The sequence below is a fragment of the Paenibacillus sp. FSL M7-1414 genome (assembly GCF_038003195.1).
Lineage (GTDB): Bacteria > Bacillota > Bacilli > Paenibacillales > Paenibacillaceae > Paenibacillus > Paenibacillus amylolyticus.
Genome location: NZ_JBBOOS010000001.1, coordinates 1,796,968 through 1,809,559, shown reverse-complemented (window position 1 = coordinate 1,809,559; position 12,592 = coordinate 1,796,968). Strand labels below are relative to the sequence as shown.

At 49.5% G+C, this 12,592-nt stretch carries 9 protein-coding genes; all 9 read right to left on the bottom strand.

Annotated features, from left to right (window positions below; all coding sequences use genetic code 11):
* Positions 1-83: 83 nt before the first annotated feature.
* Positions 84-1,046, bottom strand: coding sequence for a glycosyl hydrolase (locus MHH92_RS08295; protein ID WP_340903126.1), 963 nt, complete (start codon positions 1,044-1,046; stop codon positions 84-86).
* Positions 1,047-1,074: 28 nt separating this feature from the next.
* On the bottom strand, positions 1,075-2,085 hold the full coding sequence (locus MHH92_RS08290) for a carbohydrate ABC transporter permease (protein WP_081745928.1): 1,011 nt from the start codon (positions 2,083-2,085) through the stop codon (positions 1,075-1,077).
* Between the two features lie 28 nt (positions 2,086-2,113).
* Positions 2,114-3,013 carry a carbohydrate ABC transporter permease gene (locus tag MHH92_RS08285; RefSeq protein ID WP_047842215.1) on the bottom strand — a complete coding sequence of 300 codons (900 nt, stop codon included), beginning with the start codon at positions 3,011-3,013 and terminating at the stop codon, positions 2,114-2,116.
* Complete coding sequence (locus MHH92_RS08280) at positions 3,010-5,595, bottom strand: DUF5696 domain-containing protein (RefSeq protein WP_340903124.1); 2,586 nt, start codon at positions 5,593-5,595, stop codon at positions 3,010-3,012. The genes MHH92_RS08285 and MHH92_RS08280 overlap by 4 nt, the downstream gene beginning before the upstream one ends.
* A gap of 14 nt (positions 5,596-5,609) precedes the next feature.
* Positions 5,610-6,230 (bottom strand): YIP1 family protein, encoded by a 621-nt coding sequence (locus MHH92_RS08275; RefSeq protein WP_076209262.1) that lies wholly within the window; start codon positions 6,228-6,230, stop codon positions 5,610-5,612.
* A complete protein-coding gene (locus MHH92_RS08270) occupies positions 6,211-7,677 on the bottom strand; it encodes an NHL repeat-containing protein (protein WP_340903120.1) in 1,467 nt (488 codons plus the stop codon). Before MHH92_RS08270 ends, MHH92_RS08275 begins: the two co-directional genes overlap by 20 nt.
* Before the next feature lie 11 nt (positions 7,678-7,688).
* Positions 7,689-8,552: a carbohydrate ABC transporter permease gene (locus MHH92_RS08265; RefSeq protein WP_340903117.1), complete on the bottom strand. Its 864-nt coding sequence runs from the start codon at positions 8,550-8,552 to the stop codon at positions 7,689-7,691.
* 2 nt (positions 8,553-8,554) lie between these two features.
* Positions 8,555-9,466 (bottom strand): carbohydrate ABC transporter permease, encoded by a 912-nt coding sequence (locus MHH92_RS08260; RefSeq protein ID WP_340907646.1) that lies wholly within the window; start codon positions 9,464-9,466, stop codon positions 8,555-8,557.
* Between the two features lie 75 nt (positions 9,467-9,541).
* The gene (locus MHH92_RS08255; protein ID WP_340903114.1) at positions 9,542-12,469 is read right to left on the bottom strand and encodes an extracellular solute-binding protein; all 2,928 of its coding nucleotides are present in this window, start codon (positions 12,467-12,469) and stop codon (positions 9,542-9,544) included.
* Between the last annotated feature and the right edge of the window lie 123 nt (positions 12,470-12,592).

Genomic DNA, 12,592 nt, shown 5'->3' with positions numbered 1-12,592 from the left:
AAATGAAGCGTTAGTATTCGCATGAATTCTTACAGCGAATACTAACGCTTCATTGATTCCAATTCAAGTTGGACGTGGGATTCTTATAACCAACTCCACTTCGGTAACTGATCGAGCGTAATGACCTCTTTGCTATGGTACAATTCCTTCAAAAACGTTAGTTCATTATGCGTCCCATCTCTCAGGAATCCACCTGTCCAGGTACAGAACCAACTCCAGTATACATCCTGTTCCTTCATCTGCTTAGGGTCAGGGATGGAGCCGTTCTCGGCCAGTGCAATGATTTTACTATCCTTCACAAGCTCTCGCAGGTTGGTGTAACGTGCCGCCAGCGGGCTGTGATCTCCTGCTTCAGGGTATACATCCACACTGACAATATCCACGACATCATCACCCGGATACCATTCCGGTTTTTCCGAGTTCCAGACCCAGATGAGATTGTGCAGCTGATGTTCTTGAACCAATCGATCATACAACAAACGATATAACTGTTTGGCAGGTTCGGGGCCTTTCGCTCCCCACCAAAACCAGCCACCCTCCGCTTCATGAAGTGGTCGGAATAATACAGGCACACCAGCATCCTTCAACTCTTGCAAGTGAAATGCAATCGCATCGATATCCCGAATCAATAACTGATATGCATCCGATTCAGTATCAGCCAGCGCGGAGGCAAGATCATAGGTGGTCGCATCCGTGTAAAACCCCCGCCACCACTCTTTACCTGGTTCATCGATCAGATCCGTCGGTGCATTCCAGTGCCAGCACAGCGTCACAATGCCACCTTGTCGGTGCCATGCAATCGCATCCCGGATCTCCTGGGAGACCGCGCCGCGCTCTGTTCTTGATGGCGAATATTCCATGAGATCAAAGCCAATCACAGCTGGTTTGCGGCCTGTGTTTTCATTAATCCAGTTTAGATTGCTATAATCCTGCTGGCCTGACAACATCCCTTTTTGATAACGCTCTACCAGGAACGCCATCAGTTCTTTTGCTTCGGGAGTCGCTGCTTTATTCACCGGAACTCTGCTGATCTCACGCACTGTCATCTCTACACCTCCAATTGGATTTACCATGTTAACCCACTACACCAGAACGTTCAATACTCTCCACGAAATAACGTTGCACAAACAGATACAAAATAATCAGGGGTGCAATAGCCAGCAAAATGCCTGTATCCACAATCATCGCCACATAGTTTGGATCGGCCTTGATGCCCGAGTTCGAGCCAAAGCCCATCAGCTGCGGAATCAACTGGTTCGCCTGAGCAGGTAAGGAAGCCACTTTCAGCGAGATCAGTGGACTTTCACTCATGAATAATGCCGAATAAAAGGTATCGTTATACTGCCATACAAACGAGAACAAAATGACCGTAATCAGCGGCGAGATTGCATTGGGCAGCATGATTCGAGCAAACGTTTTGAATCCACCTGCGCCGTCAATCAATGCAGCCTCCTCGATTTCCTTTGGCATGCCCTTGAAGAACTGACGGAAAATATAGATGAACAGCCCCGCCTTCAGCCCTCCCGCTGTAGCAGCCGTGATCATGGAAGGCCAATACGTATTCAGCAGATTGATACCATTTTTCCCAGAGAACAACTGGATGATGCCCATAAAGTCAAAGCTGCGGAAATGCAGATACATTGGCACCATAAGTGTGCTTGTCGGCACCAGAATCGTCAGAATCACAAGGATGAAGAGTACATTACTACCCGGAAACGAAAACCGGGCGAAGCCATATCCGGCAAGTGCACAGGATATCGCTGTCAGAAGCGTTGTGATGGTAACAAACAATAACGTGTTCGCCAGCAGAGGCAGGTAATCCATCACTTGCGCCGCTAGCCGGATATTATCCAATGTAAAGTGCTGGGGAATCATATAGATCGTTGGATTGTAGATATCCTGTTTATCCTTAAACGCAACTGACACTTTGAGAAATAACGGGTACAAAATAATAAATGAAATGCCGATGACCAGTGCATATCTGAATATGGAATAGAGAAGGTCCGATGTTTTGTTTCGCACCCGATGCATGTGATAATTCTGCTTCGGAACTACCACCATGCGATCTGTCCCTGATGCAGCCATAATCTGAAGCCTCCCTTAATGTTAACCGTCAGTTGTAGTGAACCCGCCGTGACAATACCCAGCCCACTACGATCAATACAAGACCAATCACCAGTGTGTACAGCCAGGACATCGCCGAGCTTAAGCCAAAGTTCTGGGTTTTGAATGCGGTTTGGTAGATGGCCTGTGTGACTGGACTCCCGGCAAATGAATCAATGATCGTATAGATGACATTTGTCAGGATCAACGGACTGACCATGGGAAATGTAATTTTCCAGAATGATTCATAAGCTGTCGCCCCTTCGATCTTCGCAACCTCATACATCGATCCCGGTACCGATTGCAGTGCAGCGAGGAAGATCAAAATCTGAACGCCTGAGCTGCTAATAATCTCATAGATCCGCATGATGGCTTCTACAATGTAATCCACATAGGCCATCGGTAATCCCACATCCGCCAGCATCCGCACAATGGATACCACGTTGAACGAAGCACCGCCATCGGCTGATGCATCCACCGCACTCGCATCCCCCATCAGATTGATTAATCCCGCAGACTCAGCTGCTGCGACTGCACTCGAAGCCAGAATAACCGGCAGGAAAAAGATTGCACGTGCCATCGTTCTGCCTCTGAACTTCTGGTTAAGCAGTGTGGCCGTAAACAGACTGAAGAACAAAATCATCGGCACATTCAGTAGCATCGCTCCAACCGAGTCGACCAGAATCCGGTTGAACGTCGCGTCAACCAGAAGCGCATCCTTGAAGTTTTTAAATCCAACGTATTCCAGAACGTACCCGCCCGGAGCAACGGACAGATTACTCAGACTGAATCGAATCGATTGCAGGAGCGGCGTGGCAAAGAGGAAGATGAAACCGAGTAGCCACGGGGAAATAAATGCAAGTCCAAGCAGCGCTCTCCGTGACTTCAGCGATAATCGAATGGTTCTCATCGGTTCACTCCTCCCACCACATAGTCCGTCCCGCCAACCGTTGTTCCATCCACGGTTACTGCATCCGCATTGTAATTCACAAGGATGGATGTCCCCCCAGTATAGGTGATCCGGACAACGCCATCCTGAATGCGTTCATGCTTGAAAATCTGCTCATTCGCCAGATTTCCCAGCACTTCATTGGCCTGCTTATACAAGGCAACGGCATCATCCACCCAATATGCATACTCCGTTGCGTAGGCCGAATCATAATTCGTCAGCTTTAGCCCGGATGATGGTTCATAGGTCCATTGAAAATACGGAGCTGCCCCGAGTTCCAGACTGCGTAGCAACTGTTTGCGGAGATCCTGATCCCCCGACGTATTCATCGGAGATGCCGCATAGTTCATGTATCCATGAATGACCATCGCATAAAAAGGAACTTCTTCATCGGTAATATTGAAGCGACTTGATCCTGCGGGTACATTTACAACATGTTGCGCACTTCCCCAAGCGTAGCTATTTGCAGCAGATATCATCAGGTTCGGATAGGACTGTTCCAGCTTGCCCAGCTGCTCCTTCACAATGTTCTTCGCCGTCTCCCGATGAATCACCCGACTATCCCGATAATCGGAAGTCAGGACCTGCCCGAGATCACGAAGGGATAATCCGCCGAGATCCAATTTATTGAATTTGTCAGCAAACTCACTCACTACATAAGGAAGCTTGGCCGCTGAGAGCAAATAATAGCTGTCCCTACTCTGATCCATGCGATTAAGTGCAGGATTGTACGGATACAATTCTGCTGTCTCCTTTGTTACAAACCGCGCTGCATCCGAGGAAGGAGCAAAGCGCATATCATCGTGATAAATGTGCTGGAAAGCCACATCCGGGAACAGAGCTCCACCCGACTGCTCCAGCTTGGTGGACAACGCCTGCAGTTCGGAACGACTGCCCACTTCACTGTCCAACTTCACCTGGGTTGGCGTATGATGACTGATGCCACCGCCGAACCATCCCTGATACCGCATTTGTACGCGGTTCACACCATCCTGCTGTAATTTCGCCGCCATTTCGGTAGCCTGTTCGTACGTCGTCATAGCTAAAGTGGTCCGATAGGGTACACTCAGGAACGAAGCCTTTTTGTCCACTGCACCAAGCACATCCACATAAAACGGCAACTCCGTCTGTTCTGCGAGCGGCTTCAATACATCCTGCTCGATCAACTGCTGCTGATACAGGCGGGCCATACCCGAGTAACTGGCATCTTCTCCATGAAGGAAATGATAACGGACCTGAATATCTCCACGGTAAGGCTCTTCGCTAAGCAGCTGGATCTCCTGCATTTTCTGCGAGGTGTACATCTCCAGCTCATCCTCCCCGCGCAGGGAGAAGGTCGCATGCACGTGGTTGTAACTGTTCTGCCTGCCTCCAATATCCGCAGAGATACTGGCAATGCCGTCCCCTTTTTCAATGACTGCAAACCAGGCATTCTCCCCGTTTTTCAGACCAAACACAGGCATATACGCGGATTCACTAACCTGAGGACGACTGAGCGAATTATCATTTGGGTCTGCGCCGTATACGCGCTGTACATACTGTTCTTCCTGGGTTTTCCCATTGTTCAGGTGGATCAGGCTGCCGGAACCATCAGGAACGAGCATGTAGCCCCCTCCTTTCGTATCCGCAGCACCAAAATAAGCGAGCAAATCAATATTCCGAATGCGGTATTGCCCACTTTCCTCTATCTGGCTCAGAGGCACGGTCACAACAAGTGCTCCCTGCTCCAGTCGGTATTCCACTGAAATGACAAAGCCGGGCTTATCGGATACGCCCCCGCCTTCAACCCCGTTCTCCTGATTGTCAAAAGCGAGATCGTCCGCCGTATACCCCGCCGTCTCAAAAGCACCCAGCATCTTGTTCAGCACAAGCTGCTTCGAGATCTGTCCATCGAGCCGTTCCAAAATATCTGGATTATTCTTGGTTGGATAATAACGGGCAGACGTGTATCTTGCGACAGTAGCGTCCAGCTTGGAAAGAACCTTCTCCTCCAGTCGCTGCTTGCTAATCAGTTTCGGAAGGGCATCAATACCAAGTGATGTATCACCAAGTGTATAGTTGACCCGTATCCCTTGATCGATCTGCCCCACAGTGAATTGTTTGTTGCTGATACTGGAACTGAAATTCGGAAAGTTCTCCAGTGTGCCCATCGCATCCCGGAAAGACACATTCAACTGGGAGGACAGCACCTCTTTTTCATATGCGGAAGCAAGACCGTCCTCAGCCCGTTCTTTCGGGTTGCTGTACCAGATCTCTCCACTTTTCCCGTCACGTACTGCAATTTCCGTTGTCTCCTCGTTATAGTACAGGGCGAGTCTCTGATCTTCAGCGACCAGTTGCATACCAGGCACACCCTGCGAGGAGTCGCTAAGGAACTGCAACGGGTCCTCCGTGACGGGCATGGCTTTGGTTGTCGTATCCAGATAAGCCGCGGCTTCTACGGCAGGAATCCCCCTGTTGTTTATATACAGCAGCCCGGCTGCAATCATGATTACAGCTGCACCACCAGCCAGCACCGTATATAATCGTTGCCTTTTGTTCACGGATGCCGCCTCCTTTAGGTCCGAAAAATCAACTCGCGGTAAATGTTATAACCGAATTCATACAGCTGTTGCAGCATGCTGAAGACCAGTGCGCCAAGGAATACGATAATGCCCATCACAATGAGCGTCAGCACCATCGTAATGATTGTTCTAATCACCGTGTACTGGTGTACCGTCATCATGCCAATGAACAGAAGCAGTACAAACCAGAAAAACGCAATACTATTGAACAGATAATAAAAAGCAGTCTCCTCCTGCACCATAAAACGGCTGATCACGATCATTGGGGCATAGATCAGAATAACCGGAATGAGCGAGTAACCTGTCGCCAGAACGATTTCCTTGAACTTGCCTTCCCCTTCCATCAAAGTTGTTACCGCCCAGTTGGCCATGCACCATAGAAAGAAAGGTACTGCAACCGTGGCGATTTCGATGATGCTGTTAATCGTACGAGGATCGATGTAATTGACGAGAAATCCTGCGTACTGCTTTTGCAAAATCATCATAACAATGGTAAGCGCCAATGCTGCAAAAGCAACAAACAGCCGTCCCCGGTTATCCGACTTGAGGTCCCAGAATGCATCAATGGGGTGAAAAATGAGATGCAGCGGAAACTTAATGAAATCCTGCTTCACGATCAACCTGCCTCCTCCGTCTCCATTTAACCGTCACCCGGGTCAGGATCAGAATGACAATCAGCGCGATTACAGCGGTCAGGAATGTACCAAAATGTTCCTTCATCATCTCCCGCCGATGCCTCTTGAACGCCACAGAATAACTCTTGCGATCCATCCCAAGTTCAAAGTAACCTAGCGCTTCCTCGTTTTTCTTCTCCATTAATAAGGACTTGCCGATACCAATATAGGCGATGTCATAGTTGGCATTCAGCTTCAGCACTTCTCGCCATATATTCACGGCTTCCGTGTCCTCGCCCCGATAGTGGAGTGCCACCGCTTCATTCACACGGGCACCAAAACGGGTTGGCTCATAGACAACAAGGTTGTTCTTGCCCCGATCCAGAACCAAGTGATGCTCACCTGATTGTTCAATCGCGACAGGTGTTTTGAGCGTGCCCACCTGATTTCCTTTGCCACCGTATATGTAGAGCAGATGACCTTCATCGTCGTACGTGAACACCCGGTTCTGTGTCGCATCCAATACACTGTACATGCCGTCGCCCAGCACTTTCACATCGATCAGTTTGGATGGACCCGGATTGTTGCGGAAGCGGATATCACCTTTGACGTCGTAATAACCAAACCGCTTCAGTACATCTTCACCAGACGGATTCAGCCGTTTGATCGGTTCATTTGAGCCGGGATCAATATTCGTTGCATACACAAATCCTTTGTGGTCAATATCCGCATTGGAGAACTCCGTTGGAACAAAGAGAACCATCTGTGCGCGCTGGGCTTTGGTTGATAACATGCGCCAGATATATTCGCCGTAGTCCCGCTCCACTTTGTTGGTACCGACATATCCGATAAATTTCCCACTCTCGTCAAACTGCATGATACCTTCGTAGACCCCTTGCGCCACAACGTACACTCGGCCTACATGGTCAACCGTCAGCTTCAAGGGCTGAAACTGGAATTGGGTCGATAGGATATCCGACTCGGGCTTCGTGATGGTTTGAATCAGCGTCCCCTCTCCATCCAGGACAACCACACGACCGTTGCCCGTATCGGCGACGTATATGCGTTCTTGCTCATCCACGAATAATCCGCCCGGAAGGTTAAAGGTCTCCTTGCTACCATCCATCATGAATCCATCAATGACGCGCAGCAGCTTAAAGTCTGGGTCCAATACAACAATCCGGCTGTTGCCACTATCCAAAATATAGATCAACCCGGAAGGTGAAACATTCACATCACCAGGGTCTTTGAACTCACTAATGCCGAGGTCACGACCTGATATGGTACGCTCGGGCAGATAGGCATCCGGTGAAGGTACAGCCTCTTTCCAGTAGTTGTAGTTATAACTCTCATACGGCGCCGGGGAGGCCGCCGCAGGCACGGCATTCACCAGCAGCAGAGATACTGCCGCCAGGAGAACAAGCCATCTTTTCACTGTGCGTGCCATATCGTTCCCCCTTAATCCTTCATGCCCGAGCTCGCCATCGTCTCAATGATTCGGCTCTGAGAGAAAATAAATAGCGTGATCGGCACACTCATCAAAATCAGTGCTACCGCAGCACCCGCTCCTGCCCGGGATATTCCGCCCTGAATAATCTGCCCTGCTGCATAATGCAGGGTCTTGAGCTGTTCACTATAGATGTATCCATTGCCATCACTGCCCCATAACATCTGGAACAGCAGTATGATCAATGTCAGCCAAGCTGGTTTCACATTGGGCATGACAATGGACCAGAAGATCCGGTATTCACTGGCACCATCAATCTTGGCCGCTTCCAGCAGCGCATCCGGGATCTGCTCCATGAACTGTTTCATCAGATACAACCCGAGTGAATAGGCAAATGCCGGAATAATGACGGCCCAGTAGGTGTCGATCCATCCGAGCCATGACATGATCATATAGTTCGGAATTGCCGTTACCGCAGGTGTGAACATCAGTGACAGTACGACCACTTGGAACATGAATACTTTGCCCGGAAACTTGTGTTTGGCAAGTGGGTACGCCGCTGCGGAAGCTAGTAGTACATGGCCTACGATACTGATGCCTGTAATAAATACCGTGTTGAATATATAACGTGAGAAAGGCACCCACGAGTCACTCAGCAGATTCAGCAGATCTGTAAAGTTGCTGAACGTCGGATTTTTGACAAATAGCGTTGGTGGAAAAGTGAAAATCTCATCCAATGGTTTGAATGCATTGTTGATTGCATAGATCAGCGGCAGCACCATGAAGGCACCAAATACGAGCAGAAGGGCAAACAGGGAGAGGCTTCCCGATAGCGAGCGATTTACCCGCTTTTTGCCTGTCGCAATTGCAGCCATAGCTATTCTCCCACCCTTCGAAGCAGTTTCTGGACCAGCAAGTTGGTACCCACCATAATCATGAACAGTACGGTAGCAATTGCCGATGCGTATCCCATCTCAAACCGCGTAGTACCAAAGTCGATCAAATGGGTTACCACCGTCTCTGCCGCATAGTTCACACTCGGGAACCCGGCCAGTGCGATCGACACATCGGCCACGGCAAACGAGGTTGTGAGCTGAATGACTGCGCCGAACATGAGCTGTGGACGCATCGAAGGCAACGTAATGTACCACAGCTCCTGCCAGCGATTCTTGATCCCATCCACCGCTCCCGCTTCGTACAATGTCCGGTCCACCGTCTGCAAACCAGCGATAAACGCCAGAAATCCGGTTCCGAGACTCAGCCATAGCTGCACGAGAATGAGGATGGGCATAATGTAGGCTTCCGTCTTCAGCCATTGGATCGGCTCCAACAGAAAACCCCATTTGATCAACAGCCCATTGGCAATACCATAACGATCTCCCGAGAAAATCATTAGCCAGATAAAATACACATTGCCCGAGATGGAGGGCGCGTAGAAGATCAGCGTCATGAACGCTCTCCATTTCGGTGTTAACTCATTAATGATCCATGCGAAGACAAAACAGGCAATATAACTGATCGGTCCGGTAATGATGGCAAACAACAGCGTATTCTTGATTGCAATCAGGAATACATCATCCTCCAGAAACAGACGAGTATAGTTCTGCCAGCCAATAAAACGCGGGAATTCCAGCATGTTAAAGTAGGTGAAGCTGAGTATGATCGAAATGACAACCGGAATCACGGTAAACATGAGGAACAGGAGCATATAAGGTGCAAGCAGAACATAGGAATGTTTGCTGGCCTTGATTTCCTGGAGCTTCCAGCTCCACCACGATTTCATGCCCATCCTTGACGCTTTCTCAGGAGGACTGTTTTGTCCGTCTCGGAGTGATATTTGTGGCACGATTAACCCTCCCTCTGCTTACGGAAGACCAAATTCATTACGTTTGACGCGAATCTCGTCCTGAATATATTGGGTATAATCCATGATGGATTCCCTGGCTTCCACTTGGCCAACAACGGTTTTGTAAAATGCATTGAATAGATGGCGGCCTGTAAAATAACCACCGGGTACTTCAGGAATGCCCTTCACCGTTTCGAATTGTGCCTTGAGATTGGCGTAATCCTCCGCAGGCCACGGCAGGGAATCCAGTGCCTTGATGTTGGCCGTTGGATAACGGGCAGCGGCACCCATCAGCCCTTCCATCTCCCGCCCGAATTCAGCTTGAATCGGTGTACTGGTCCACCACTTCATGAACTCCCACGCCGCATCCTGATCCTTGGCACCCTCCAGCATCATGACTGCGCTGCCTCCACCCGGTACGTCCCGATTCAAGGTTCCATCCGCCTGAACAGTTCCCGGGACAGGAACGAATCCCCATAGTCCGCGAATCTCCGGTGCAAATACGGACAATTGGTTGTACATGGTGTAATCCGTTAGTCCGATAGGCATCTGTCCTGTCCGGAAACGGTTGGCAAAATCATATTCCCGCTCTAACTTGTAATCGGTATAGAACTCCGTCCACTGCTTGAACGTCTCAATTCCGATCCTTGAATCCAGATCCGACTCCTTGTCATCGTTACGATAGAAGGCACCGCCGTTCTGAAGCAGCATCGTGGCATACTGCGAGTTCGGCGGAATATTGACACCTTGCATATTCGCCTGGGTCACAATCGGCATACCAAATTCCATATGATTCTTGCTCAGAATCGCGAGCAGAGCTTCGACATCCTCCCAGTTCTGAGGCACTTCAAGTTCGAGTTCTTCGAGCACGTCTTTACGATAAAACAGCATGTTAAAGGTTTGTGTTTCCGGCAGGGCATATACGCCTGAATCATAGGCATACGGCACGATTGCACTTTCCCTGAACTCCCGTTCCACGGTGCTATAATCACTGAATTGCGTCAGATCTACAGCCGAGTTCCGCATCGCAAAGTTCACCGGCAGATCATTACCTATCTGCATCGCTACATCCGGTCCTTCACCAGACAAGGTCGCTGGCAGCAAGGTTCCCATATTCACCAGCTTCAGATTGACGTTAATGCCACTGTCTGGTGTGAAGGTCTTGTCAATCATCGCTTTCATCGTATTCGCCTGGTCACGTCCGCTACCAATCCAGACGGTTACCGTACGCTGATCTTCAGATGTAGCTACATTACCAATCTGGTTATAATCAATGAAGAACGAATGATAGAATATCTTCGCTTCATGACCAAGCTTGGCAAGTGGCCCTATACCTGTTCTAGGAATATCGCGGTCAATCGAAGTGACGTACAGTGCATCGATTTCAAGGGGCTGCTCTCGTGCCTGCTGCACCCATGTGCCGAGACCGCCTGTATTGGTTTTATAAGCCGCAAGCCGTCTTGGAATGGTATCTGGCTTGTCAATCATCTCGTCCAGTTGCAGCGCCATCGTCTTAATCAGTGCTTCCTGATCGCTGGACTGTCCTGACAGAAGACGAAGCTGTGCGGCCACGTCCTTGAGACGTTTACTTTCTCCGCTGAATACTTCCAGCAGGTTCGGAATCTGTTTTTCCACCCGGTAATCCCGAAATTCATCAGGCTTCGTGCCTGTAATCATCAGAATACGTCGGTACATGGAGTTCAAGTTGTACAGACTGTCCTCCACATTGCGGATAAGCGGTGCGAAGTCCCCGAGGCTGTTCTCCAGCCGCAGCACATGTTTTCCTTTTTCCATGTGAAACTTGTATGCTTCCTTGCCGCCCATCACGTCAATACGATAGTCACTTTGATAACGGAAAGGTGCTTTCGCCATCTCTGCAAACGGAACTTCACCATCGATGGTCAGTTTGCGTGTAGAATAGATGCCTTTGACAAAATTCTGCTGAGCGGTAAAACCGATATGATACAGTCCACTTTCCGGCACATCCACTTCCCATTCAATCCATTGTCCTGGCAGACGCCAGTTAAAGCCGCCAATCGTATTGATGCGTACCTGGGAAGCGCTATAAGGAGATACAGCAGAACTTGACCTTTCGCTGGTCGGGTATAACGTAGGTGAAGATTTGGCAATCGCGGCTTCTCCTTCAATGCGAATCAGTACATCCTTCGGCTGCCCAGAGGAGTCCGATTGTTGTGCCCCTGCAGTCTCTGTGTAAGGAACAGCTGTCTTCTCATTGAAAAGACGAATGGACCGAATCACCATGGGTTCACGCGATGATTTTAGCGTTAGCGTGTGTTCCCCTTTTTCCAAATAAAACTTGAATGGAGTCTGTTCGTACCCGTCGGAGTCCTGAAACGTTTCTTCCAGCCAGCGTGGTTGCTCCACTTGTCTCGGGCGAAGGTCATTGCCTTGGTTATCCTGTTCAACGACATCTTTCTCATTCGCCCATACCCGGTCAAACTGCAAATAGGCGGCTTCCGCAAAAGGAAGTTCACCATCAATGTACAATGCACGCTCAATGGCCGAACTCTTGCCTTCAACGGGATAATAGGTAGCGGACAGGTTATACAGCCCGGTCTCCGGCACGTTAATGGTCCAATCAACTTGTCCGGTCTCTCCGGTATGGAGAGATACACCATCCATTCCCTCATAATTAGTCAGTTTGCGGACGTCTTCACCTTCGGCTTTTATGTAATCTCCTGCTTCAATGGTGATGTCCACATTCGGCTGTGTAGCCTGATCCGTTCCGGATCGATACTGTTCGTATCCCTTTTTCTGCCGGGTCTGCTGCAAGACTGCATCCACTTCAATGGCAGGCAGACTGCCAGGTGGAATGTTTGCACTCTTTCCATCAGCGCCGGAAGTTACATATAGAATGATGCAGGCTGCCGCCACGATGATTACTGTGGACAATATCCATGTCTTACGTTGTAGAATTCCAGCCATCCTACGAGTCCTCCTCATCAAGGCTGATGCCAGCAATGCCGATTTGGTGGTTCAGGAAAAGGGGCTCCGTGCAACATTGCCGACACGAGCCCCCCTGCCTGAATCGTTTGCTGGTGATAAGTG